Consider the following 25,920-nt stretch of genomic DNA (forward strand, 5'->3'; position numbering starts at 1 on the left):
GCCTGTTGCTGGTCGAAATCACCCCACCCTGAAGAGCTCCATTATCTCATCCTTCGAAAGTGCGTTTATGAATACCTCACCTTCCGATACTATGGAGCTTATGAGGTCCTTTTTTCTTTTCTGGAGCTCGTCTATCTTTTCCTCGATGGTTCCCCGGGTTATAAACCTGAAGACCTGCACGTTATTCTCCTGCCCTATTCTGTATGCCCTATCGGCAGCCTGTTCCTCCACAGCGGGATTCCACCACGGGTCAAAGTGAATCACTGTATCTGCCGAAGTAAGGTTAAGGCCGACTCCGCCAGCTTTGAGCGAAAGCAGGAAGGCCTGCCCCTTTCCGCTGTTGAAATCAGAGCCGTCTTTCAACCTGAAGTACTTTTTCTTCTCCTTTATCGCCCGCAATATCTCCTCCGCGGTCTTCTCGTCGATGCCCTCCATATCCATCCTTATCTCAAGGAGATTGCCCGCAAGTGACCTGACAGATGTCCTTATTTTCGGAGCTTTCGTCGAAAAAAGGTGTTTCACGTCGGAAGAGTAGTAAACCTCACCCATCCCGGCAAGGCGATGCGCTACATCCTTGATGAAAGTATATAGCTTTTCTTCATCGATGAGGACAAGCCTTCCCCTATCTAGCTCAAAACCGCTGTCCCTGAAAAGCTTCAGGACGTAATCCTCTTTTTCGTAGTCCCTTAAAATTAAATCATCTACGGCTTCTGCAAAGGGATCTATTATTTTCTCTCCGTAGACGAACTTAACATCCGCGGCAATTCCATTTTTGTATCCTTCTATTTTTATGCTCAATTTCAGAGGCTTTTTCACCACGGCATCTTTTAAATCCGGAGATATTTCCAAAAAATTATCATTTTCGAACTGGTCAATCAGGGATATGAATTTCCTATGATTTTCGCCCTCAAACCTGAGCTCCTCGCCGTATTTTAGAAATATCCCCTTTACAATGGGAAAGGCAGGGTCATCCGTATCGAGCACGTAGATTTTCTTATCTTTGTATACAAGTCTACAATCCCTATCAAGGGGAAGGCCGATATCTCCGGTCGCCTTAACCGAAATCCCATCCCCTTCCTTTCCCACCGCCACCGAAAAAGGCCTTTCTCGAGTTTCGAAACTTACTATCTCTATATGCGGCAATGTCATGCGAAATTTTCTTTGGCCTAGCGCCGCAGCTATCTTTTTCAGGTAGCCGTATGTCAGGTTCACGTATCGTTCGTTAAAAAACACCTTGGGAGATTGCCAGTACATTTTCTTTTCTATTTCATAGATCTCCTTTAAAATGGAAAATACATTTTCATCTTCTTCGGAAAAACCGTGAAGCATGGGATTGAACGTAAACTTCTTCCCAAATTCAAAGGTGCGTCCGCTCTCTATTGCGTCAAAAAACCTTTTTACTTCCCTCAGTATGTACATGCGGTCTATCCCAATCTTCATATGCATCCTGGAAATAAAATCGTACCCGCCGTGCGGGAAAAATTCAAAGATATACTCTACCTTCACCGGCTGCTTTTTTTCGCCAGATTTCGAAAAAAGCTCGCTTAATACTTCCGCCTCCACATCTTTTCTTTTTATGGCCCAGGGCCTTTTAAGGTCGCCCTTGTTTTTATGAATATATAAGAGCGCTGCGACCACGTGTTTGCACATACTATTGTACTGTCTTACATACGGGCAGGTGCATCCGTATGCCGTCAAAGTATTGCCTCTGAACTTCAACAAAACCTCATAGTAATGAGTGCCCTTCACAATAGCTTTAAATGTGTTTTCGTGGAAGACCACACTTTTCACAGCCCCGAGTTCATAATACGCAAGGCCTCTACTTACTACATCGGGCGGTATGTTGCTTAAAATATAATCCAAATTTGCTATTTCCATAGAACTTCCTCCAGGTGAATTTACTTTTCATTTGCATGATAACAGTTTTTAAGAGGTTTGTAAATTGACTAAGTATTTTATAGAAAATTTGTTTAATTTACCAGAGGGGTCTGGTATAATATAAATAAAACGAAGCCTGTGGTGATTTTAGTGGAAAGGGTCCTTCACTGAATAAAAGAGCAAATAGAAAAAGTGGTAAATTACGCAAGGTGCAATAAAAATATAATAGCTTTATACATATTCGGGTCCTTCGGAACGGAAAAAGAACGTCCCACAAGCGACATAGACCTTGCGATGCTGTTTAGAAACAATCCTTCGCTTTCTGAAGAACTCAAAATAGAATCCGATATAAGCCAGATCTTTGGACGCGATGACATCGACATTGTAAACTTAAACAAAGCGCCGATAGAATGGAAGGACTGAAAAAAAAGATATGCATGAAATTGACATCAAAAAGACCCTTGATAAAATAAAGGTAATAGAAGACTGCTTGTCAAAGTTGAAAACGCTAGCTCAGCTTCCTTCAAGAATTAGCACGCACCGCTATTGTCTTTCCCTTTTCAGGCCAAGTAACTTTGCAGATGCTGTCGAAAGAAGAGAAAAATTCCATTTCTTCGGCGTGCACGGGAATGAGAACCTTCGGCTTTATGGTCTCCACCATCTCCTCTATCCCAGGACCGTGAATGTGGCCGCTGGCGTGAAAACCCGACCTTTCCCTGTCCCGGCCCAATGTCCCGTAAAGCTCAAATCCGAAGTAGTCTATCCAGTTCCTCACCCGCTGGTGGTCTATCAGCATCTCTTCGTCGAAGGCCTCGCTGGAAGAATATATGTATGTTCCGCCATCCGGCTGTATGTCCAAAAATGCGTGAAAGTCGTAGTATGAAAAACAAAGTATGTAACTTCCCGGGTCTTTTTTTATGTCCTCCGCCGTAACGGTCTTATTAAGAGCCATCCTTTCGAGGAGGGCCGCTTCCCATTTGTCCATGCGGGATTTCGGCTTTACATACATCCTTATCCTGCCGTCAGCGTGCGGGTCGGGCACCCCATCCTCTTCCGCCGCTTTCAAAGCCTCGAGTAGGTATACGTCCTTGGCAGTAAGAACCAGCTGCCTTCCCGTCTTCCCGGCTATCTCGAGGAACGAAAGCAGGCGCTCGACGTTCCTCGGGCCGAAATCCGCCACAACAAGCCCTCCTGCTTTTGAAACCACGTCAAAGCAGTTTGCAGCAACCTCTCCTTCGGTGACGGGCTTTTTCGTTTCGGGGTGCGTTCCCTCGCATATAAGGGCGATGGGCTCGAGCTTTGCCGCCTCTTCGAAAAAACGCCTGGTCAACGCCGCATTCTTCCCGTGGAGCCTGAGGTCGCCGGTGTATATTATCCACCCTTCAGAAGTCTTTATGCCAAAAGCGCTTGCGCCGGGGATGGAATGGTCCACCGGCCAAATCCTTACCGTAAAATCACCTATTTTTGCTTCGCTCCCTCCAGCTTCCAGTTTGCAGCACTCCAGTTTCCTCGAGTGGTCGTAATTTTCCCAAAAAGTACAGGCGCTCTCAGGAATAAAATCTTTTCCAAGGATTTTATACCGCCTCTGTTTGAAAGCTGTGGACTTGTAATGGCCTGTCTGCAAAAGGCCGTCCTTGTATTCCCGCGGATTTATGTAGCATATCTCCTGCAGGCGGTTTCCGCCTCCCGTATCCTGCAACGCTTTGCAAATAACGGCGGCGGTAAGGCTCGTTATCACCGGGACGTCCTCGCGGACGTACGAAAGGTGCCCGCAGTGGTCGTAGTGGGCGTGGGAAAGGAAGATTCCCTGGACTTCGGTCTTTCGATACCGCGGATGGGAAGAATATCTTTCCCACACGCCGGGATATTCGAGGTCGGTTCTGTATAGGCCTTCCAGCGGCGGCAGAATGTCCAGGGCGAGAAGGTCGTAAAATCCAAAGCCGCTCCTCGGGCCTAAAAATTCGTCGAAGAACATGCCCTCTGCTTTGAAGTTGGTGCCGAAGTCCAGAAAAATAGCGTTTTCTTCATCTTCCAGAAGGATCTTATTGCCCCCGATGCAGCCCACACCATCGTAAAAGGTAATTTTTAAGGACATTCCATCACCCCGATTCTTTCTTTTTGATCTATATTTCAACGGTGCGTTTTACACCGCTTTGCAATTTTATTTTAAAATCGTGAGGTGATGTGGTATATTCTTAATAAGCAATAAACGTAAAAACAAGGAGGCGGTGATAATGAATATAAGGGTTTATCCGATTTTTCCCCTGAGTTTCACCTAGAATTGGTAGCCGATGTAAACGACGTAAGGGCGGCTATAGGCAAAGAGGATGCCGCTATCGTCGATTCCAGGATGCCTGAAAGATTCAAAGGCTTGGTAGAGCCCATCGATTTTAAAAAAGGCCATATTCCCTCCGCAGTAAACTTTTCCTGGAAAGAAAACTTGAAGGAAAACGGAGAATTAAAAGATATAGAAGAAATAAAAGAAAGATTTTCACCTTTGAAAGGAAAGAAAGATATAATCATCTACTGCGGTTCCGGTATAGATGCCACTTTTAACTTTTTCACCTTGGATGAGCTTGGAATAAAAGCAAGGGTGTACATAGGAAGCTTCAGCGATTGGATAACTTATGAAGATAATGAAGTAATTGTTGAAGTTTGTTAAGCTTTTTCTATTTTTGCGGAAAAAGCTTGTCTTTGTAATAACCGTTAGCGAGGTAGATGGCGGCTAAAGGATTGTGCCCCAAAACTCTATCCTTGACTGCCAGCACGGTCACCGGCGCCTTGGAGTATTTGATGAAAAGCGAATCATGGCCGACGCAGAGCCCCAGAATTATGTTCAAATCTGTCCCGGCCTTGTTTAAGAAAAAGGCCTGCCCGATGGGGTTACACATCGGCTCGTAAGTCCCAGGCCGCACTTTCTCGCTCTCTTTTATGTTTATGGTCTCCTTGGGGATGCTGCAGTTTTTGCACACCACAGAATTTACTGTAAAGCCGTTGGCGGTAAAGATTTCGACCACCATTTTCGCTTCCTGCCTCAGGCCTATGCAGAAAGCCAATCCCAGATTCTTAAACCCGCATTTAAAAGAAAACTCCATTATCTCCTCTATCCTCGTCCACCTGCAGTAACCTTCGCTCTCGACCAATGCTGAATTGTGAGCCAACTTTTGATTTTCTTTCGAAAAATATTTCTCCAATATTTCATCCTTGCCTTCTTCAAGGCAGGGACAGTTTTTGGGAGCTTTAGAAAGGTCTCCGGACCTGCAGGCAAAAGCAGCACATTGAGCACAGGTGTACATTTTTGTCGCCCCCTTTAGCTTGCATTTTTCAACCACAAATACGGCGGCGTGTTTTACGCCGCTTTGCAAGTTGTGATTTTAAAATACAAACTTTAAGTCTATCTCAAGATCCTCGAAAATAGAAACTCTTACTTTGTCATCCTGGGTATATAACTCAGGTCGACCGTATCTTTTGTCTTCCTGTATAACAAACACACTCAAGATTTTACTTTCCGGTTCCACTATCCAGTATTCCTTCACCCCGTATTTTTCGTAAAGGTTAAACTTGTGGAGCTTATCCTTCTGTGCGGTCGAAGGCGAGGTTATCTCCACTATTAAATCGGGCGCCCCCTTACACCCCTTCTCATCAAGCTTGGACTCATCGCACACAACTACTATATCGGGCTGAACCACAGTCTTTATCTCTTTCTCGTCCTTTTCATCTCCATCCGGAAACCTCACATCAAAAGGTGACATATAGACTTCGCAAGATTTATCCTTTAGATAATCGAAGAATTGATAAAAAAGCTGCCCTAGGATCTTTTGATGGGTTCTAGAAGGGGACGTCATCAGGTAAACCCGGCCATAAATCAATTCTATCCTCTCATTTTCCGGCCAGGCTAAATAATCCGCATAAGTATAAATTTTATCTTCTTTCGGCAGGGGCATTCTTCCACCTTACTTTCTAAAAGATTATCTTTTCGCTCTTGCTAACTTTTGCAACAAAATTGGTTACTTTTTTCCTAAAATAATCTTGAATGCAAGACCTCAACGCGTTAATCGATCGTTGCCACAGGAATATCTAATTTCTTAGCTGCATCTAAAATAGCATTCTTTTATTTCTATCGAATGCCTGACCTTATGATGCAAATCATCAATAGGATAATTCAGAAGAATATGATATTTCCGACGTGCTTACTGGATTTTTCTAATTTTTATGACCTCCTCCCTTTCACCTTCATTTATAGATAGTATATCATAAATTCATATATCATAAATTCATAATGCATGCAATTTGCATTATGCAAATAAACTTCATTTTACCTTATCTATGTTAGCAATAAAAACTCCAAAATGGTTTAAAAACATGTTATACTATAATGTAGACATAATAATCTACAAAAGGAGGGCGTTAAGTATGAACAAGACCACTACTGTTAGAATCGATAAATCCACTTATGAGGTAATAAAAAAATTGTCACTAGAACTCAAAGAATCCATGCAAAGCATAATTGAAAAAGCCATAAAAGAATATAACAAAAAGATTCTATTAGAAAATACAGCAAAAGCTTTTGCTAACCTAAAATCTAATAAAGAGCTTTGGAAGGAAGAAATAGAAGAAAGAAATTTATGGGATAATACTTTGGAAGACCTGGAGGAATAAAGATGAATCCTAAAAGAGGTGAAATCTGGCTGGTAGATTTAAATCCTACACGTGGCCACGAACAACATGGTACTAGACCGGCAATTGTTATTTCAGTCGATGAATTCAATTCCTGTCCGGCAGATTTAGTAATTGTCGTCCCTATTACATCTAAAAATAAAAATATACCGCTTCATGTTGAAATACCTCCCAAAGAAGGTGGGCTTGACACATTATCGTATGCAAAACCGGAAGATATAAGGTCTATTTCAAAAGAAAGGTTAATTAAAAGAATTGGTATAATAACAAAAGAAAAATTAAATGAACTTGAAGAAAAAATAAGAATACTATTAGGATTGTAATTAAAGAAATAATGGCAATGTGTAATGAAACCCCCACCATCCGGAACATGAATCCATGCTTGAATGGACAGGAGGCTTTTTTGACCCTGAAGTGTTTTTTGCAAGAGGAAATTCCCCATTTTTGCAAAGATTTTTCCCTAGGCACCGGTGGGGAATTTTTATGTTAACTTAACTGCCTCATAAGTGATTGCCTCACCCGGTAGCTTTGGCCATCAAAGATCAACAGGTAACTGTGGTGTATTAGCCGGTCAATCATTGCTGCTGTCATCTGCTCGTCGTAGAAAATGCTCGCCCAGCGGCTGAATTCCAGGTTAGTGGTAATTACTACACTGCGGCGCTCATAGCAGTCAGAAATCACCTGAAACAGCAGCTGCGCCCCTTCACGGTCTAAAGGAACATAACCCCATTCGTCGCAGATCAGAAGATCCGCTTTGGAAAGCTGTTTCATTAACCCGGAAAGTTCACCTCCCTTCCTGGCTTCAACAAGCCGGTTTACCAGTGCTGCTGTGCGGAAAAACTTTACGTTGTAGCCTTTTTTACAGGCCTCCACTCCTATGGCCGTGGCAAGATGGGTTTTACCGGTCCCAACGTTGCCGTAAAGAATCAGGTTTTTCTTTTCTTCAAGAAATTTGCAATCTTTTAGGTCCTGTGGCGTAAGCCCCTGCGGGAGCTTAATTTCATCGAATATGTAATCGGCAAAGGTCTTTATAGTGTAAAAGCCTGCATTTTTCAAGAGTCTATCCTTTCGGTTTGCGTCTCTATGCTCCAGTTCTAGTCTTAGCAGCTTCAGAAGGTATTCTTCGTGGCTTTCAGCTTCGATCTTGTCGCAGTTTTCCACAAGATTTCGGCTAAGTTTTAATGCTTTACAACAGGCGGCGATTTCGTCCTTCAACATACATTAGCACCGCCTTTCAGAAAGGCTTTGTCATAGTCCTCAGCATTGAAGCGGAATGGAGTAAGTTCAGGCACCCCTTCCGGAATTTTCACCGGCTCCAATTGTGGAGTTATACTCGTTATCCTGTTATGGATGGCTACGAGGCTGTCTAAATCCTGCATCCCGTAAAGGAGAGCTTCGGCTACAGCCTTCACGGCCTGTTCAAAGCGTATCTCATGGACTGTTTTTTACCAGCATACGATTATTGGCGTATTTTGTAGTTGTCAAGTATATATGCTTTTCACCGTTTAAGCTATATTTTGGGAGGCTGGTTTTGACCGTTATGGAATAGGCCACTTCGTAAGAGATGGTAGGAGCTTGATCGGAACTTTACGGTCATTGAAAAATTCGGCGTGTATCCCATCCTTCCTGTAATGTTTCCGGTACATGTCCTGGTCGCAAAGGTATAAAAGTTCTCAGTTGAAATCCTCCAGGTTATCAAACTTGGGATTGGGACCAATAAACTGCGTTGGTGGTATCCGACTTTATTTTCCACATTAATTAATATATACTTCTTTTTCCCTCTTAGTAACGTAGTCTGCCAATATGCGGTAAGACCAGTTAAACTGTCCTTAATATTGTTCACAAAGACTGTCTTAAATCCTTACTGCGTTTACGGTACACCCCTGCTTTATTGGTTTTTTATCGACAAGTTAAAAATAAGCCTTTTAGTTCATTTTACTGAATAAAAAATTCTCCATACCAATAATAAACTCTTACACAAGGATAGCCATATATTTATATTAGAAATACCAGAAGATGCTACCCATAAAAAAACAGTTTTTTGCGTCTTCCAGAGTCTTTGGATTCCAGGAATTTTTTGAACCATGATAAGGAATGAAACATAAACTTGTTGCTGAAAGTTCATTTTTTATATGTGTCCTACATTATGAAAATAAAACTGACATAGTAAATTCTCATCGAGCAATTTTTATACTCCCTAAACGTTAGTTTTTGGTCAAACAACATAAATCAGGTGTTACGCTATGATTAAACTATTTTTTAGTGTATCATTAATTTTATGTAACTCAAATCATATTTTTATGAAATTTATTTACAGATGCATTCATTAGAGCACGGTATCCATTTTCCTTTTATTGCTATAAATCTAACTGGTTGTTTTTGCCGCCTTGATCCACGACAGATTGTACAAAAACGCCTTCCAGGTGCTTTTAAAAATGATTGCCCCGGTCTCTTTTTTGATTGCGCATCACTCCTTACCCATATCAAAGAATTTTCGTAAGGACTTACCGCACTAACTACGTGTTTATATGCATATGCATTATCTTCTGATCCATGATGCGGTGCCGTAATAATCGCATTTTTTAGATCCAAATTTCGTAGATCAATACCTTTCAAATCTGACTCTGCAGTTAAGAGAACCCCTGGATGTTCATCTGTTGATCGGATAAAAAAGACTAAACTTTCGCGGTTGGATGTAGTTAGTGCTAAAAAATCGAGCAATTTTTCTTTTTCACAAGGTTTTATTCGAACAACCTCTCTTGCATTCAGCGGACAAATAATTTCATGATAATTACATGAAGATCTTGAAGAATTTTGACAGAACTCAAACCATCTAATAGGGATACCTCGATGATACGCTGCTTCAGCAATCTTACGAATTCGTTTACCAGCTTCTATAGCTTGCCATAATAGTTCTTTTTGCCAATCTAATAGTTCCCAAAATAATACCCAATTCGATATCTGCCATTTGAGTCCTTCCAAATTTGGCCATGTTTCTTCAAATTCTAAGTTGGAATGCCATTCCTCAGATCCCCTTTCCTTAAAAGGCATATAACTATCTTCATCTATATCCTCAAATTGACTAGACTTTTCCATTGCAATTAAGTCCCCATAAGCTTCGATTATTGATTTCCTAAGCTTAGGTTCATTATATAAAAAAAAGCTTTTTCTTTCCATTATCCAAGTAGACTGTTTATAAAGTTCTTTTATAAATTCCTCAAAAGGTCTTTCTAGATGAGGCAAAACAGCCGCCCAATGACTAGGCAGCCAAATTTCGCCACAACCTAATCCAGATTCGATAAAGCCTAAAACTCCATTTGCATGATCAGCATCATTATGAGTGCATATCAAAATATCGACACTCTCTCTTTTTATATATCTTTTAAAGATGTAATTAATGAATTCAGAAGAGTTGCCACCATCTACGAGAATTGAAATATACTGTGTTTTAAAGAAGAAAGCATCTCCTTGACGCACAGGTAATGCAATAAAACGCGGATAACAATCCTTCATTCTTTTCACCTCTTAAAAAGGAAGCTAATAAAAATAAAAACTTTTTAGAAATTTAATTTCACAACAACTCAAATATTACATAGGTAAGACGATAAAAACGAGGATCGTCAGTATTCCCTTAAGGAATTGAGTTTTATTAATACTCTATCATACTCCCACAATATTCAAAAGCCCCGGTAACCCGGGGCTATTTCAAATTACTTGAAAATATTAACTTCTAATTACCCCAAAAGCTTAAGCACCGACTGCGGTACCATATTAGCCTGTGCAAGCATTGCAGTTGCTGCCTGGCTTAGAATGTTCAGTTTGGTAAATTCCATCATCTCTTTTGCCATATCCACGTCGCGGATACGGGACTCGGCAGCGGTCAGGTTTTCTGCTGCATTTTCTAGATTATTAATAGTGTGTTCTAGACGATTCTGGACAGCACCAAGTGCAGATCTCTGAGATGAAACTTTATTAATTGCAGCATCAATCGTAGAAAGTGCGCTGTTTATATCTGTAGAACTACTAAAACCAGTCACATCAATTGAACTGACACTTAAGCCGTCTGCATCCATCGCGCTAATAGACAATTCTAACTGCTGATTCTCATTTGCACCTATTTGGAAAACTAAAGCAGATGACTCAAATGAACCGCTTAAGAGTACTTTCCCGTTAAATTCGGTGCGTTGAGCAATACCGTCAATTTCCTCTATCAGAGCATCAATTTCATCCTGAATAGCTTGTAAATCTTCAGTTTCATACGTACCAAGATTGCCCGCTTGAACAACCAGTTCGCGCATGCGCTGCAATATCGCATGAGTTTCGGTTAATGCCCCTTCGGCTGTTTGAATTAACGAAATACCATCTTGGGCATTTCGAGAAGCTTGGTTCAAACCGCGAATTTGAGCCCTCATCTTTTCAGAAATTGCAAGACCTGCAGCGTCATCTCCAGCTCTATTGATCCTGAGACCTGAAGACAATTTTTCCAACGACTTCTGAAGAGATGTATTGTTAATCGTGAGCTGCCTATAAGCATTAAGTGCGCTTATGTTGTGGTTAATCCTCATAAATCTCTTCCTCCCTGATTTCATTCTCCCGCTTCCCTGCGGGGATTATTTTTTCGGCCGGCCGGACCGAATTTTGTTTTCGTTCCTTTTATCGACTCGTTTTTTCATAATCTTAACTTCAATAAATGCGTTTTAGGACTTGTTATCTGCTATTTTTTAGTTTTTAACCCATATTTCTTTGGTTTTTGTCTAATTTTAAACTATTTTCTATCCTATTTACCATCTTGCTTTAACACTATATTCCGGTTATCGAATCTGACATTGCTAAGTCTTAAAATCTCAATTCTTAAATCAAACATTCGCTAAACGAGTCATACTAACTCTTCTAGGTCAATTTCCGGATAAATCTCTTTAATCGATTTCTTTACCCCTTCAGCTTCATCATTTCGTCCCATATTCTTATATATCTTATACATCAACGTGTAATTATCGACATCTCTTCTGTCCAGGTTGAATGCCCTAGCAGCAAAGATAAGAGCATCATCAAATAAGTTTTGTTCTAGCGCTCTTTCGGCGAGGAATCTATAGATATGAGGATCTTCGGCATAAAGATCCGCCGCCTTTATATACGCTGTTATTGCGGGTTCATAAAAACTTTTGCTTTCCATCATTCGTCCGTACCTTACGTAATCCTCTCTGGTAAATAGCGGCGTATATAGCTTCAAAATCTCATTAAATAAATCGAATTCACCAAAACTAATTAGTTTCTCAAGAAGACCAAAGTAGCTGTCTTTAACTTCGTCATAAGCTGCTTTAAATTCTCCAAAAATAGTAAGGAAAAGCTTCTTATCTGCTGAATCTTCGAGTTCCCATAGAGCTTTTTTCGCATTTTCAATATCGTTCATAACCAAACAACACAATATCTTATGATAAATCGAATCATTTTTAGCTTTTTCGTGCTCTGATTCGAAGAATTCCATTGCCCTATTATAATCTTTCAACCCCAGATACACTATCCCCTTCAATGTATTTAGACCCGCTATATCCATTTTTATCTCATCTAAATATTCCTTAGCAACATCAAATCTTCCTACATTCATGTAGAGCTTTGCTAGTATTGCAAAGTTGTAAGGGTTTTTCTGGTCTACGTATTTATTAAAAAATCCTTTTACACTCTCCGGCTTCTCGTTGCGGACAAATATATCGAATAGCTTAATAAAAACATCTCGATAATTTGGATAGGTCTTCAAGATCTCTATATACTCCCTTACCGCATCGTGAAGCTTGCCAAGCCTTTCATAGCAATATGCAATCATGTGCCTAGCTCTATAACTGCCTGTCCCACCCATCGTAACGTGTAGACCTTGGTATTCCCCCATTTCAATGCATTCTTTGAACATTTCGATAGCTTTTTTATACCTTTTTTGTTCAATGTAAAGCATTCCTTCGAGGAATTTGAAATCAGGTATGTCCTGGTAATAAGCTTTCGCATCATTTATTAATTTTAATGCTGTATCGTAGTCTTTAAGAATTGTATAAGTCTGTATCAAATACCTCAAAAGCCTGGGAGCAGAAAATGAATTCAAATCTATTCCCTTTACAGCAGTAATCAAGTGCTTCAATGCTTTTTTATAGTCGCCAGCATTATAATATTCTACTCCTAGGTTCCCATGTTGAAATTTGTCTTCGGGATGCTTCATTAGATACTGTAGAAGCATATTTATATACCTTTTGGTCTTATTTTTTTCGGCTCGTACTTCGCTGAGATAGCCGTAATGAAGGATCGTCACATCCGCATTTTTAAATATAGGGGGGCGGTTTTCTTCTACATTTCTCAAATTTTCGTGTATCGGATATATGTATTTTAGCTTGCCGTTATTCCTGAATAGCCTAAAGTTGTAATGTACTTCGGTAAGGTTGTTTGAAACGCTCGCTCCACCGTAGTTTACTATTTTGAACATGTACGCTTCCACAGTATCGTCATTGAGAAGCGGCTGTATTTTTCCTACATCCTCCTTTTTAATCTCCTCATCAGCATCAAGGAACAATATCCAATCCGACGTAGCGTTCTCGATTGCAATATTTCTTGCCTTGCTGTAATCATCTTCCCATTTCGCATGGATAACCTTTGCGCCGAGGCTTTGTGCGATTTCCACCGTTTTATCTTTAGAACCCGTATCCACGACCACTATTTCGTCTACGATGTCCTTGACGCTGTTTATGCAGCGCGCTATGTTTTTTTCTTCGTCCTTTGTGATGAGGCAAAGAGAAAGAGTAATTTTCCCCTTTTTACCAAAATTTCTTACATCGTAATTTCCAATTAAAAGAGAAAAATATGTCACCATGTTTTTAATCTCTTCGTTTTCAATATGCGTTAGTATTTCGCTGAATTTTTTAATAAAATATATTCCTCGAAAAGTTATGGTCACCGGATAATGTTTTTGCGCCAGTTCGAAGGCTTCTTTCAGGTCATTTAGCGCATAATCGAACAATCTTCTTTTTGCCATTGCATAGGCTCTTTCAATTAAAGCGGAAACCCTCAAACCGCTATTGCAGTTTTCTTCTTTTAATTCGGGAAAAATCTCGGAAAGCGGTATCTCGTTATAAACTTTTTCAAAGATAATTCTTTCATATTCCATAGTAACTTCGGCAATCTTTTCTACCGGAATAGGATTTTCTTTAGAACCTCTCACCTTATTGTGCTGCCTGTACGTGACAGTAGGCAAAAATATTTTCTCAACATTGCATTGATTTTTTACAAGCCTTATCCACATATCATAATCTTGAGCTCTTATTAATCGTTCGTCATATTTTCCAGTTTTTAAAAAGGCTTCTTTTTTGACCAAAACCGTACTTCCGTGAAAAATGCATCCGTGCAGCAAGCTTTTCAATAGGTCATTCTGCTCAATTTCTGAAGGCTCCCATACGAGTAGAGGAATTGTATTACTTGAATCCGTGTAAATCGACGAAGTATGTATCAAATCTAAATGGGGTTTTCTGATAAGATGCCTCATCTGCACTTCCAATTTGCGCGGTAATGCCGTATCGTCATCATCAAAAATCCAGATATAATCACCTGTCGCAAACTCTAAAGCTGTGTTAATAGCACAGGGTTTGCCTTTATTTTCTTGAGATATGTATTTTATCTGTCCTCTTTCTATATACGGCTTTAATTTTTCGTAAGTTTTATCGGTAGAACCGTCATTTACCACTATTATTTCGAAATTTTTATAGGTTTGGTTCAATATGCTGTCGATGGATTCCTGGATGTACTTTTCACCATTATATGTTGGCAATATGATAGAAACCTTCCCCGCGTCCTTTAAATCTTCAAGAGGATGAGGCGGTAAAAAATATTTTGCTAAGTCTTCACCCTTTTTTTCTTTAATGTCCTCTTTATTATTAAACCAACACAATATCCACTCATCGGGCACTCTATCATCCCAATTTATATCGTCCTCATTTACTCCTATTTCGCTTAATAGTTCTTTCAATACATCTAAATTGAAAATGTGCAAATAATCAGGCGAAAGAATTCTATAGCCATTGGGCACACTTACAATAATTTTTCCTCCACTTTTACAAAGGCGCTTAGCCTCCATTAAAACTTTTAGTGGATCTTTTACATGTTCTAGCACTTCCGCTAAAACAACTGTATCAAAAGAACTATCCGGTATAGGAATGTCATTTGTATTTGCATCAATTACATCAAAAAAGCAGTCGCTTAAACCAAAATGCCAAACCTTAAATCTTGCTATTTCAACAGCTACAGGGTCTATATCTATACCAAATACTCTGTTGCCATACATTGAAATATAAGATGATAAGTCTCCACTGCCACAACCAATCTCAAGAACATCACCAGTACATAGAGACGCTACAACAGTAAATTTTTTCTTCTCACTTTGACTCCGATTACGCCTATAGTTCATCCATTTAGAATGATATTTATAATCAATAATTGCCTGTAAAATACATGGTGAGACGATAATTTCCCCACTATCTCCAGATAACCTCATATATTCACTCAAATATAGCTTAGAAACTTCAAAGTTTCCCACAGCTACGTTTAATAATGCAAGATTAAGAAAATCTTTAGGAGTATTCTCCAACTTCAATTTTTGTAGCTTTTTTACTAATTTGTCTATCAATTTCTTCACCTCATTAATCCGTATATTAAGAGTAATTTTATGATTTATGTGCTATGGTAATCATTACTTTTGAAGTATTTGAAATCCCACATACTAAGGAATTTCCGTCAATTGAATAGTAATCAATATTCTTAAAATACTTTCTTAATATATTATCAAATTCAAAAACATCATATTCTTTTACATGAAATGGATTGTTAATATTTTTTCTATTCACCCTATTAGGTGTAGAAATTACAAATTTTCCATTAGGAACTAAAACTCTATATGCTTCGTTAATATATTTTTCAACAAGTTCTAATTTTATATGTTCAAGTGTTTCATATGATACATAAATATCAAACGTCTGATCATCGTATGGTAATTCGGTTACATCGCCATTAACCCAAGCTATATTATCAATATTATAAGCCTTCATTCCGAACTCGATACTATCACTAGCTATATCTAAAGCATCAACTTTATCACATAAACCCGACAAATAAGCAGCTCCATATCCAAAACCACAACCCGCATCTAATATATGATGTGTTTTTCTTGCAAACATACCAACAAGCTTATACCTTAAAATTACATTCAAAAATCCTAAAAAGGACATAAATCTTGTCCCTGGTATCCCTCTCTCCCAATTATAAGTCAATTCTTTGGTTTCTATATCTTTCATAATTCTTTCATTATAAACAAATCCATATATAAATGAATTTTTAACGTTTTTCATTTCTTTTGCTATTATTTTCTTTACTATAGAATCGATTTCATATAACCTTTCAGATTTCCATATATATTCTGGGTAAATTATTTTATTGTTTTTAATATCAAATACTATTCCTGTTAAAACTAAATTACTGCATAAATTTTCTAAAACGAATTCTAAAAGGAAATGTTCATTAGTTAACATTTCTATCTTGCCTATAGATACGGTTGCATTTGAAAAATCAAATTTATCGATCAAAACTACAATAGGTAATGAAAAGTCATTAACTAACTCTAAAGCATCATTTATGGTTTCTACTTTAATTAATTCTTCTTTTTTCTTCAAAATTACAAAATCACAATATGATAAATCTTTATACTTTTGCTTTACGATTTTATAAATCGCGTAGTCTCCGTATCTATTTAAATAATCAGCTAAATTCCTATATTTCATATGTGGCGGAAAGTTTATATTAGGTTGCTCAATAATTGTATATAAAACTACAAATTTCGGAGACAACGAAAATATATCATCTAACGTTTTTACAAAATCATCTTCATCAATGATATGATATAAAACATCAAGACAAACAACTAAATCGGGATTTCTTATATTTAACTTAAATTGTCCAGGAGAATATACTAGAAACTTTTTTGAGTGATCACCCTTAAATTTATTCTTACAAATTTCTATTGCTGTTTGAGAAACATCTAAACCAATATAATTAGTATAATTCATGTAAGAAAGTTGATTGCCATCTCCACATCCAAATTCAACAACTGTATTTATATCATTTTCTTTAATTAAATTATTAATAATTTCTGCTTTAAATTCTGCTAGTTTACCGTACGAGCCCGCTCCCGAATTTCCTCCCGATAAATATCTTTGCTCCCAATATTTCTTATAATCAAATTTTTTTTTAGGTAACACTGCTAATATTTTTTTTATTTCTTCAAGTTGTTTATCTAAAGAATATCTCTTTACAATGTTTCTATATTTTATAGATTCATAATTACCTGAAACAATTTTTTCAACTGCCTCATCTATTGTGTTAAAAATAAATTCTTCTGCATAAAATTCCTTAGCTCCATAAAAATTATGTATTATCGGTTTTATCCCTTTTGCCATCGCTTCCACAATATTATACCCAAAACTCTCATGTATACTAGTTGACAATAAATAATTTTTATCTTCTAACCACTCATCGATATCATCTACCCAACCATAAAATATCACATTGTTTTCAAGCCCCATCTCATTTACCATATATTTCAAGTAGAGCTCCAGAAGCAGCTCTTCAAATTTTCCAGCTATATGAAGTTTGTAATCTTTATTAATTTTTACCAGTCTATCTATGATTTGTAAAGCTAAAACAATATTTTTTCTTGAATTTAAAAGTGCAACCCAGGCAATGTTAAATCCAGGATTCCTCCTTTTATAATCAATATTGTCTATTTTTATCCCATTATATATTACCTCTATTTTGTCCTTAATTTCGTTAAATTTCTCTTTATGATATATTTCTAACACATCTTTCATTGAATTTGCTACTAAAATTAACTTATCAACAACATCCCATTTTATTCTTTCAATCAAATTGGTAAAAGCTTCATATCTATGTAATCTTACAAGCACCTTCTTTTCGATAATAGCTGGATAATTCGTACCCAAAATCGCAGCCTCATCTGCCCACTCAAACCAAACAATATCTGCCCAATTTATCGCTTCATATATCTCTTTATCAGTTTTAACTGTAAATTTTCTTACCCAATAATCTTGCGATAAATTTTCTATTATATCATTTATGAACTTATCACCACCAGCAATGCAAATAAAAGCTAACCTAGTTTTTTTAATGGATGTTTGAATCTTTTCTTTTAATAATTGAAATTTAACTTTTAAATCACTTATCAATTTATCAGGAACATTCTTAAGTGCAAGTTCTATATGTCTTAAAGCTTTCTTAAAATTACCCTCAAACACATACAAATCCGAAAGTATATCGTTTATTTCCCAAGAATTCGGATCTATACTAAAATACAACTCCGCATACTCTTTAACCTTATTCCAATTCTTCATTTGATAGTATATTATCGACAGATTAAAAAGGGCATCAGGATTATTAGGATATTTCTTCATCATCTCTTTCAAAACACTAATTGCTTTGTTTCTCTTATCTAAATTATAATGGGACAAAGCTAACATTAAATAGTCATTCTGCGTAACAGGTGCATTGTTCGAAAAGTAATCAATTATTTCCTCATACTTTCCAGAATTAAACACATCTTGGAGCATAAAAAACACCTCTATATCGTTTATTTTAAATCTCTATTCTCTCTAATATTTTTTTCTATTTCCTCAAAAGCCTTTAATGACAAATCAAAGGCCGCCTTATTTTCGCCTTTTATTTCTTCTATCAGCTCTGTCCTTAAGATTTTTACGCCCTTCGGAGCTTTTATGCCGAGCTTTACCCTCTCCCCGTCCACCTCAATGACGATTATCTCCACCTCATCGCCTATTAAAAGCTTTTCTCCTTTCTTTCTAGAAAGGACGAGCATTTTCAAGTCTCCTTTTTTTGGAAAATCGTGACAGGATGCTTTATCATGTATTCCGGGTTTTCGGCGATGAGCTGGGCTCCTAATCGCTCGAGGGAATTGAGTACTATTGGGCCTTTGAGGTTTACCGTCGTCCTTTCCACTTCCTGAGGGACGCTAAGGACGCAGAGCACCACAGCATCTTCTATTGAATTTAGCTTTAGCTTTTTAAGGTCGCTTTCACAAAGCGAAGGGGCATAATCGGGGAAGAATTTTACGGGGTCTATTACGGGCAGGGCAAAGCCATCTTCATCCACCGACTGAAGCCACTTTATAACATCGCTTCCTGGGTGGTCTATGAGTACGAATCTTTTTAGATCCTCAAAGCCTATTATGCCGTTTGGGAAGTTTATTATCTTTTCTTCCTCCACTTCGACCTCACTGAAAAATTTCGTTTTTATCTTCATTACTTTTTCCTCCGGTTTTTTGGTTTATTCTCCGATATACTTTTTCGCACAATTTTTTAGCTCTCTTAATAAATCCACGTAAAAAGACTTTATCCTGTTGTAAATCGCCCGGGCTTCCTTTTCATCGTAAATATAAGAGGTCTTGTTCCTATCAACCAGCATCTCAATCCACGCTTCTCCATCAGCTATTATCCCTGCCTTGAAACCTTCTTTTATTGTGCTTCTCGGGCTTTTCACTTCAATTCCTTCATATTCGAGGATATCCTTTATGAGCTTCCACGCAAGTTCGAATGTAAACTCGAACCTCTGGAAGACTCCGTCCATGATTATCTCGCTTGGAGGTTCAATATTCACACCTTCTTTCAGCCTCTTTAAGGCATTTACGAAATCTTTAAACCTTTCAATTATCCTTTTTTTCATAAATTAGAACCCCATCTCTAATTATTTTTTCTTTCAACGAATCTTTTTTCAATTTTTCAAAATGGACTACATCAAAGGAGAGTGCAGTATCTATTTCATTTATCTCATCCACCATAAGGTTAAATTCTCTTTCCGATATATCTCTCGAAAAAACGGCCAAATCCACATCCGACGTTTTTTTGAAATCTCCCCTTGCCCTTGAGCCGAAAAGGAGAACTTTTTGCACCGGGTATTTTTCAAAAATACGCCGCAGTTCATTTAGTATCTTTTCGTTAATATGGATACCCTTTCCTTTACTGTCCTGATTATTAGAAAGCATCAAGATACCACCCTAGTATAGCTTACCATATTTATCCAATATTTAAACCCTGACATCGGTATGCTCTCCTATTTTCACGGCGGTTATCTTTATGTAAGGAGGTTTCTCAAGATAAGGCCTTACCCTTGCGTATTCGTAAGATATGTCAACGGGAAAAGGCTTTACGCTCACATCTACGTAGCCCTCCTTCAGGCTTACATCCACCTTTCCTTCGCTGAAGTGAATCTCCGGCGGGGTTTTGGGGATCAAATCCACATTGAAGTCCTTTTCGGGGAATGCGTTTTGCTCCGCAATGTCTGCTATAGAAATCCTTTTCTCGATGGCACCGAGGGCATCGCCTTCCTGCACTATCTTTTCCACTGCCTGCCAGGTTAAATCCTTTGCCTCGTAATACCACTTTGTCGCGAGGGTAGGCATGTCGGCAAGGCCTATTTCGGAAAAAGGGGCTTCAAGGTCTATTTTTTCTATCCTCGGGTGCTCGACCTTAACTTCTAGCTCAGGAGCTTTTTTCTCAAGGTCGAAGCCTCCGGCAATGTCATTTTTTATCTCCATATTCCCTCTTTTATACTCTATGCCGAGCCTTCCGAAAGAAAATTGGACGTCCAGAGCGTAAAGTTGCATCAGATTTCCACCTTCCGCAAACATGGACTAAAATAAGTATTACTGTCTAAAAATCGCAAAGCGAACAATACCTGTTATAAAGCACGAAAGCAATAATAAAACGTAAAGAAACTTTTGAGACAAAAATCGGCCTTAAATTTAGGCCGCCTATAAATAACGCCACTTTTTATATTCGGTGCCAATTATAAAATAACAAATAGCGAAAACACTATGACAAAACCTACCTCAAAAAATCCACCAATGTAGGCTGGATTATCCTCGCGCCCACCGCAAGGGATGCCCTATAGACGTTTTCCTCCATCTTCAGGTCCATTATTACCTGAGCTATATCAATGTCTTCGGTCTTCGAAAGCAGGGCCGTGTAGTCTATTCGGTTGTTTTCTATCCTGGTTTTGGTGGCTTCCAGGCGGTTTATCTTTGCCCCGACTTGGGAACGAAATTTTAAAAGTATATTTATGGCATCGTCCAAACCTGAAAGCCTCGAGGAAAGCGAGGCCGGGTCGTTATTTTGGAGGTCTTTTTCAATGCTCTCCACTACTTCGAATATGCTGCCAAAAACTTCATCGCCGTACAGTGCAACGTCCATGGTGTTAAGCCTTCCCAGGTTGTACGAATTTTTCCTTTCGGCGTAAAGGCTTAAAACTACAGTGCCGTCGCCTTTCAACGGGAAGTTTTTGAAATTGAGGAAGAAATTCCGAGAGGCATCCGGATTCCCGAGGTCATCCACCCCGGATATTTCCTGTCCATCTTCGTCGACGTTGACTCCTGAAGCCCTTGCAATTGTATTCTCACCCTCATCTTTTATTTCAATATCTGCAGTCATATTTGTATCGTCGAAGTTCGAAATTATTATCGTATACTTACCAAAACCGATACTTTCTCCCAGCTTTGCCACATCCACCGACGCCGCTTTAAAGCCGGTTTGCCCGCTTCCTCCTTGGCCAGTGTCGGACAGCACTTCCACCTTAGTGAGGTATGAGAAAGCCGGATTTGCAACTATCTTTCCGCTTGCATCGTAGGAAAAAGGCCTGATGTCGGTCCGGTATCCGCCAAAGAGGTACTTGTTATTATAAGATGCGTTGGCTTCCTGCAATATCTGCTCCTTGAGCTGGGTTATCTCATCTAGAATGGCTTTTCTATCGCTTTCCGTCAGGGTACCGTTGGCACCGTACACAACCAGCTCCCTTATCCTCTGGAGGATTTCGCCTGTATTCTGCAGGGCCGTTTCGGTATTCTGAAGCCACGTTACAGCATCGTCCACGTTCTTGGCATACTGGTCTATAGAAAGGAGGGTATTCCTGAGGCGCATGGCAAGCACTGCAGAAACAGGGTCGTCGGAAGGAAGCCTCACCCTCTTTCCGGAGGAAAGCTGGTCCTGCTTTTCGCCTAGCCTTCTCAAGTTGTTCGAAAGGTTCCTCATGAAGGCTTCAGCGAGCATATTCTGGGTTATCCTCATCTACTCATCCCTACCTTCCTACTACTCCCATGCGGTTTATGATGATTTCCAGCATCTCGTCCAGGGCCGTCACCATCCTCGCGGCGGCGTTATATGCGTGCTGGTACATTATCATCTTTGTCATTTCTTCGTCGATGGAGACGGAGGAAATTTCCTTTCTCCTTTCGCCGAGCTGGCTTACCATGTATTCCTGGGCTTCGGCCATTCTTGCAGCTTCCTGGGAATCTATGCCTATTTTCGAAATCAGTGCGCCGTAGTAGTCGTCGATGGTGCCGTTTAGTCTTTCCAGATACGCATACCTAAGATCAGCGAGCTTCAAGGCATTCCGGTTGTCCCCCGGAATACCTGTTGAAGTCTCCGCTGCAGCTATCATCCTTACATCGTTTAATATGTCCGGACTTACGAACATGAGGGAGCCGTCATCGCTTTGGCTCAACATGAAAAATTCCCGTCCCGGCTCGCCGTAGAGGTCGTAGCCCTCTTTGTGGATTTCGTTGAAGTTCTGGACGAAAACTTCAGCAAAGGTCCTGAGGCTTTCGAAATACCCCGATACTTTCTCCCTCAAGTCCAAAAGTCCCTTTAGTTCTCCGGACTTCATCGAAAGCGGCAGGTTGTAGTCCTTCCAGATGGGCCTATCATCGGGATTTGCCGCATCAAAAGTTACGGGAGAAGTCTCGCTGCCCTTTACCAGGATGGCCCCTCCTACGTTAACAGTAAAAATACCGTTTTCGTCCTCGTATGTCTTGATATCCACGATTTTCGAAAGCTGGTCGAGCAAAAGGTCACGCTTATCCCTGAGGTCGGATGCGGTCACGCCTTTTATCTCAAGCTGCTGGATTTCGGAATTCAAGGCAGCAATCTGCCTTGCAAGGGTGTTTATTTCATTTACCTTCACCGATATCTTAAAGTTCACATCATCGATAATTTCACTTAATTGTATTGCCGTGTGGTTTACCGTATCTGCCAGGGTCACCGCCCGTTCTTTCACCGTCTCCCTTATTTCTATGGCCTCAGGATTTTTCGAAAGCTCTTCAAGAGCTTGCCAGAATTGGGTGAGCACCGATGATACGCCTATATCGGAGGGCTCGTTGAAAACCGCCTCTACCTGCCGCAGGATGTCGGCCTGCACCGACCACTGGCCCAGGGAGGAGTTTTCGTCCCTGTACTGCATGTCGGCAAAGTCGTCCCTTATCCTCACTATATCGGCCACTTTCACGCCGGTGCCGGGCTGGAAAACTCCGACTCCCGTGGAAATCATACCGTAGGGCTTCATAAAAGTAGCTTCCATCACCGGTCTCTGGCGGGAGTAACCAGGAGTGTTTGCATTGGCAACGTTATGAGACACATTTTCAAGGGCCCTCTGCTGGGCAAAGAGTGCCCTCTTTGCTATTTCTATGCCAAAAAAGCTGGAATACAAAGTATCACCGCCTGTCTTATGCTTTTTTGTCAATTATATTCAATGTCTCATCTTCGGAAGTTCTGCCCCCCGCATCATAGCCCGCAGGTTTTTTAACCGCTGAAGTCATTAGTTCTATGGAAAAGTTAATGTATTCTAAAGCCCGCCTGATAAGCTTTTCGTTAATTTCATTCCGACGTTGGAGCTTTAAAAGGGTATCCTTCATTTTTACTACAATGCCTTCAAGCTCGCTTTTTTTATCCACTGGTAGGACGTCTTTCAGCTTTTCGGCCGTAACATTTTCGCCGCAAAGAGTCTCTGTGATTTTAACCCTTTCGCCTTCCATTTCCCCGAGTTTTAAAACCATTTCCTGTTCAACCCGGGTTATCTCTTCTAATGCCTTAACATCGCCTCTTATAAGCACATCGGTCTTTTTTTCGGAAAGTAAAAGGAGCTCCCCGTAGAGTTTCGCCTGTTTTTTTAAATTACCTATGAGTTCATCAGCAAAGCCGTTACACTTCATAAAAAGCCCCCGCTAAATCAATATTCCCTTAAGATAATCCTCCACTATCTTTTCAGCAATGAGCCTTCCTTCGACATCATACGTGCCTTTTTGTATCCTCTCTTTGAGCTCAGCCACCTTGTCCTGCCTTACTTCAGCCACCTTCGACGCGTATTCCAAGGCTTTCTTTATCTCAACGGCATCAGCAGAAAGGCTCACGCTGTCTTCCGGACGGCTTTCTCCCTTATCTTTCAGTTTTTTATTGGCACCCTTTGTAAAGTTTTCGTATACCTTAGCTATGCCCCCTAATCCAATCCTTTCGATGTTCATGTTTTTACCCCTTTCGCAAGCTTTCCTAATATTTTATCGAATCTATTACCCAGGAAATGAAAGGTAAAAAGGGCAAAAAAGCCCCTTTTTTCTCATAATATTTTGCATAATCTTTGATTTTCTTGGCATTTTATCTTGATTTTTCGTCCTGGTAGCGCGAAAGGTGGATTTTCCCCTTCATGTCCTCCCTTTGCTGCAAAGGTACTTTGGCCACGCCGAATTTTTTCTTCATTTCGTTCGCGCATTTGTCACACAACCTACCAGTGAGAATGGGGGCGCCGCACATCTCGCATTGAAGGATCATATTTACGTGTTCTTTCTTTAAAATAAGCCTGCCTTCCCTCAAAAACTCCAAGATCTTCTTGGGAGGGACTCCGGTCTTTTCGGAAACCTCTTCCATGGTGGCCCCAGGCACTTCATATAGATATTCCCTTACCTTTCGGAATTCCTCCTCCTCTTTGGCGGCGCACTCGGGGCAAAGGTTCCTCGTGACATAAACGAAGACCTTGCCGCATACCGGACAATTCCTGAGCTCCATCCTGCACACCTCCCAAAAATTAACCTCTTGCTGCGCAAAGGACGTAAACCCCGGCTGCCCCGGCAGAAAGCAGCACCTTCGAGCATTCGTCCGCCGTGCTGCCGGTGGTATATACGTCGTCAATTAAAAGGAGCGTTTTTCCATTTATCGCAAGGCCGTGTTTTACCGCAAAGGCTCCTGCCACGTTGACCTCTCTTAGGCCTTTCTCGAGGAGGCTCTGGTGTTCGGTGGGCCTTGTCCTGACAAGTCCCTTGAAAACAGGGATGCCAGTCCTTTGGCTTATTTCCTCGGCAAGCAAGAGGGACTGATTAAAGCCCCTTTCTCTTTCCCTTTCCGGGTGCAGGGGGACTGGGATCAAGTAATCAAAGGAAGGCCAGTTTTGATTTTTTAAAGTTCCGCACATTTTTTCGCCTATCAGTTCGCAAAGTCCGGACTTTCCCCGGTATTTGTAAAGGTGGATGATATCTTTTAAAACCCCTCTGTAAGGACCAAAAGCCCTAGCTTCCAAGAAGTGGCGGTTTTTCCCCCTGCAGTCTTCGCAAATCGTATTTTCCCGCTCTAAAGGCCTTCCGCATTTCAAACACAAAGGAGGGCTCAACGGTTCCATCCTTCCCTGGCAGATAGAGCATATCAAACTTTCGCCTCTTTTCAGCTTTGAGCCGCAAAGTATACAGTAGGGCTTTTCCGGGTAGAGGGCGTCTATGAAAAAGCCGGCGATTTTATTTATTCCACCAAGCAGCATAACTTTTTAGCCTTTCTAGCAAAACTTTCTATTTTTTGGTATAGTTCGACGTATGTTTATTTTTTTCCTGCTTTTTTCTAAAAAATAAAGCCCGCCCGGCAGGGCAGGCTACATCATTTCGGGGACGATGAGCCCGTAGTTTCCATCCTTTCTTCTGTACACCACGTTTATCTCGTCGGTTTCGGCGTTGGTGAAAACGAAGAAGTTGTGCCCGAGGAGGTTCATCTGAAGCACCGCTTCGTCAACATTCATGGGCTTTACAGCAAACCGCTTCACTTTTACTACCTTCAGTTCTTCATCTTCTGCCTGTTCATCGAGGGTAAGGCCGCTTTCCTTCTGAGATTCTCTGCGCAAGGCCTTGGTGAGCCTGGTCTTAAACTTTTCTATCTGCCTTTCTAACTTTTCCACCACCAGGTCAATGGAAGAATACATGTCCTGGGTTTCCTCTTCGCCCCTTAAGATTATGTCGTTCACCGGAATGGTAACTTCCACTATGTGCCTTCCCTTTTCAACGTGAAATGTCACCTGGGCCTCCAGGTTGTCGTTATTTAAGTAATTGAAATGCCTGCTCAATTTTCCGATTTTTTTCTCGGCGTATTCCCTCAGAGCCGGGGTTACCTCGATGTTTTTGCCGCTCACTGACACTTTCATAAGCAAGCTCCCCTTCTTTATTAATGTTGTGTGTCTACA

Annotated in this window: 26 protein-coding genes and 1 pseudogene; 4 read left to right on the top strand and 23 right to left on the bottom strand. The window is 40.1% G+C overall.

All coding sequences use genetic code 11. The features are described from left to right. Positions 1-18: 18 nt before the first annotated feature. Both BUB66_RS04510 and BUB66_RS12705 read right to left on the bottom strand, forming a co-directional pair. A complete protein-coding gene (locus BUB66_RS04510) occupies positions 19-1,446 on the bottom strand; it encodes an SNF2 helicase associated domain-containing protein (RefSeq protein ID WP_425291866.1) in 1,428 nt (475 codons plus the stop codon). A gap of 174 nt (positions 1,447-1,620) precedes the next feature. After that, positions 1,621-1,878, bottom strand: a pseudogene (locus tag BUB66_RS12705) (SWIM zinc finger family protein); the annotation flags it as partial. 192 nt (positions 1,879-2,070) lie between these two features. On the opposite strand from BUB66_RS12705, the gene mntA reads away from it, so the two are divergent. After that, positions 2,071-2,301, top strand: a complete 231-nt coding sequence (gene mntA / locus BUB66_RS04515; protein WP_198409356.1) for a type VII toxin-antitoxin system MntA family adenylyltransferase antitoxin — start codon at positions 2,071-2,073, stop codon at positions 2,299-2,301. Between the two features lie 100 nt (positions 2,302-2,401). Here mntA and BUB66_RS04520 read toward each other — a convergent pair whose 3' ends face one another. Continuing rightward, positions 2,402-3,973, bottom strand: coding sequence for an MBL fold metallo-hydrolase (locus tag BUB66_RS04520; RefSeq protein ID WP_073255315.1), 1,572 nt, complete (start codon positions 3,971-3,973; stop codon positions 2,402-2,404). A gap of 186 nt (positions 3,974-4,159) precedes the next feature. On the opposite strand from BUB66_RS04520, the gene BUB66_RS04525 reads away from it, so the two are divergent. Continuing rightward, complete coding sequence (locus BUB66_RS04525) at positions 4,160-4,540, top strand: sulfurtransferase (RefSeq protein WP_073255318.1); 381 nt, start codon at positions 4,160-4,162, stop codon at positions 4,538-4,540. A gap of 7 nt (positions 4,541-4,547) precedes the next feature. On the opposite strand, the gene BUB66_RS04530 is transcribed toward BUB66_RS04525, so the two are convergent. Together BUB66_RS04530 and BUB66_RS04535 are read right to left on the bottom strand one after the other, a co-directional pair. Next, positions 4,548-5,174 carry a DUF1847 domain-containing protein gene (locus BUB66_RS04530; protein WP_073255320.1) on the bottom strand — a complete coding sequence of 209 codons (627 nt, stop codon included), beginning with the start codon at positions 5,172-5,174 and terminating at the stop codon, positions 4,548-4,550. 78 nt (positions 5,175-5,252) lie between these two features. After that, complete coding sequence (locus tag BUB66_RS04535; protein ID WP_073255322.1) at positions 5,253-5,822, bottom strand: Uma2 family endonuclease; 570 nt, start codon at positions 5,820-5,822, stop codon at positions 5,253-5,255. A 469-nt stretch (positions 5,823-6,291) separates the two neighbouring features. Between BUB66_RS04535 and BUB66_RS04540 the strand changes: the two genes are divergently transcribed. Together BUB66_RS04540 and BUB66_RS04545 are read left to right on the top strand one after the other, a co-directional pair. Beyond that, positions 6,292-6,537, top strand: coding sequence for a CopG family transcriptional regulator (locus BUB66_RS04540; RefSeq protein ID WP_073255324.1), 246 nt, complete (start codon positions 6,292-6,294; stop codon positions 6,535-6,537). Between the two features lie 2 nt (positions 6,538-6,539). Next, on the top strand, positions 6,540-6,878 hold the full coding sequence (locus BUB66_RS04545; RefSeq protein ID WP_073255328.1) for a type II toxin-antitoxin system PemK/MazF family toxin: 339 nt from the start codon (positions 6,540-6,542) through the stop codon (positions 6,876-6,878). A 163-nt stretch (positions 6,879-7,041) separates the two neighbouring features. On the opposite strand, the gene istB is transcribed toward BUB66_RS04545, so the two are convergent. The 18 genes from istB to hpf form a co-directional block, all read right to left on the bottom strand. Then, on the bottom strand, positions 7,042-7,773 hold the full coding sequence (gene istB / locus BUB66_RS04550; protein ID WP_073255331.1) for an IS21-like element helper ATPase IstB: 732 nt from the start codon (positions 7,771-7,773) through the stop codon (positions 7,042-7,044). Beyond that, entirely contained in the window at positions 7,767-7,967 is a 201-nt protein-coding gene (locus tag BUB66_RS12505) for a hypothetical protein (RefSeq protein WP_244269748.1), read from the bottom strand. The genes istB and BUB66_RS12505 overlap by 7 nt, the downstream gene beginning before the upstream one ends. An 895-nt stretch (positions 7,968-8,862) precedes the next feature. Further along, complete coding sequence (locus BUB66_RS04560) at positions 8,863-10,068, bottom strand: MBL fold metallo-hydrolase (protein ID WP_073255337.1); 1,206 nt, start codon at positions 10,066-10,068, stop codon at positions 8,863-8,865. Between the two features lie 221 nt (positions 10,069-10,289). Continuing rightward, entirely contained in the window at positions 10,290-11,120 is an 831-nt protein-coding gene (gene hag, locus BUB66_RS04565; RefSeq protein ID WP_073255340.1) for a flagellin Hag, read from the bottom strand. A gap of 311 nt (positions 11,121-11,431) precedes the next feature. Further along, complete coding sequence (locus BUB66_RS04570) at positions 11,432-15,211, bottom strand: glycosyltransferase (protein ID WP_073255343.1); 3,780 nt, start codon at positions 15,209-15,211, stop codon at positions 11,432-11,434. 37 nt (positions 15,212-15,248) lie between these two features. Continuing rightward, positions 15,249-18,200 (bottom strand): methyltransferase domain-containing protein, encoded by a 2,952-nt coding sequence (locus tag BUB66_RS04575; RefSeq protein WP_073255346.1) that lies wholly within the window; start codon positions 18,198-18,200, stop codon positions 15,249-15,251. Between the two features lie 20 nt (positions 18,201-18,220). Then, the gene (gene csrA / locus BUB66_RS04580; protein ID WP_073255349.1) at positions 18,221-18,463 is read right to left on the bottom strand and encodes a carbon storage regulator CsrA; all 243 of its coding nucleotides are present in this window, start codon (positions 18,461-18,463) and stop codon (positions 18,221-18,223) included. Positions 18,464-18,465: 2 nt separating this feature from the next. After that, positions 18,466-18,906: a flagellar assembly protein FliW gene (gene fliW / locus BUB66_RS04585; protein WP_073255352.1), complete on the bottom strand. Its 441-nt coding sequence runs from the start codon at positions 18,904-18,906 to the stop codon at positions 18,466-18,468. A 24-nt stretch (positions 18,907-18,930) separates the two neighbouring features. Beyond that, positions 18,931-19,326, bottom strand: coding sequence for a nucleotidyltransferase substrate binding protein (locus BUB66_RS04590; protein WP_073255355.1), 396 nt, complete (start codon positions 19,324-19,326; stop codon positions 18,931-18,933). Further along, positions 19,307-19,645, bottom strand: a complete 339-nt coding sequence (locus BUB66_RS04595) for a nucleotidyltransferase family protein (RefSeq protein WP_073255358.1) — start codon at positions 19,643-19,645, stop codon at positions 19,307-19,309. Before BUB66_RS04595 ends, BUB66_RS04590 begins: the two co-directional genes overlap by 20 nt. A 42-nt stretch (positions 19,646-19,687) precedes the next feature. Then, a complete protein-coding gene (locus BUB66_RS04600; protein ID WP_073255361.1) occupies positions 19,688-20,266 on the bottom strand; it encodes a DUF6470 family protein in 579 nt (192 codons plus the stop codon). A gap of 220 nt (positions 20,267-20,486) precedes the next feature. Continuing rightward, positions 20,487-21,722: a flagellar hook-associated protein FlgL gene (gene flgL, locus BUB66_RS04605; RefSeq protein ID WP_073255364.1), complete on the bottom strand. Its 1,236-nt coding sequence runs from the start codon at positions 21,720-21,722 to the stop codon at positions 20,487-20,489. A 10-nt stretch (positions 21,723-21,732) separates the two neighbouring features. Continuing rightward, positions 21,733-23,139 (bottom strand): flagellar hook-associated protein FlgK, encoded by a 1,407-nt coding sequence (flgK, locus tag BUB66_RS04610; protein WP_073255488.1) that lies wholly within the window; start codon positions 23,137-23,139, stop codon positions 21,733-21,735. A 16-nt stretch (positions 23,140-23,155) separates the two neighbouring features. Further along, complete coding sequence (locus BUB66_RS04615; protein ID WP_073255367.1) at positions 23,156-23,641, bottom strand: flagellar protein FlgN; 486 nt, start codon at positions 23,639-23,641, stop codon at positions 23,156-23,158. A 12-nt stretch (positions 23,642-23,653) separates the two neighbouring features. Further along, the gene (flgM, locus tag BUB66_RS04620) at positions 23,654-23,950 is read right to left on the bottom strand and encodes a flagellar biosynthesis anti-sigma factor FlgM (protein WP_073255369.1); all 297 of its coding nucleotides are present in this window, start codon (positions 23,948-23,950) and stop codon (positions 23,654-23,656) included. Positions 23,951-24,080: 130 nt separating this feature from the next. After that, positions 24,081-24,488: a TIGR03826 family flagellar region protein gene (locus BUB66_RS04625; RefSeq protein WP_073255372.1), complete on the bottom strand. Its 408-nt coding sequence runs from the start codon at positions 24,486-24,488 to the stop codon at positions 24,081-24,083. 19 nt (positions 24,489-24,507) lie between these two features. Next, entirely contained in the window at positions 24,508-25,230 is a 723-nt protein-coding gene (locus BUB66_RS04630) for a ComF family protein (protein WP_073255377.1), read from the bottom strand. Between the two features lie 108 nt (positions 25,231-25,338). Further along, positions 25,339-25,881 (bottom strand): ribosome hibernation-promoting factor, HPF/YfiA family, encoded by a 543-nt coding sequence (gene hpf / locus BUB66_RS04635; RefSeq protein ID WP_073255380.1) that lies wholly within the window; start codon positions 25,879-25,881, stop codon positions 25,339-25,341. Positions 25,882-25,920: the final 39 nt, after the last annotated feature.

It is taken from the genome of Caldanaerovirga acetigignens (genome assembly GCF_900142995.1).
Taxonomy (GTDB): domain Bacteria; phylum Bacillota; class Thermosediminibacteria; order Thermosediminibacterales; family Thermosediminibacteraceae; genus Fervidicola; species Fervidicola acetigignens.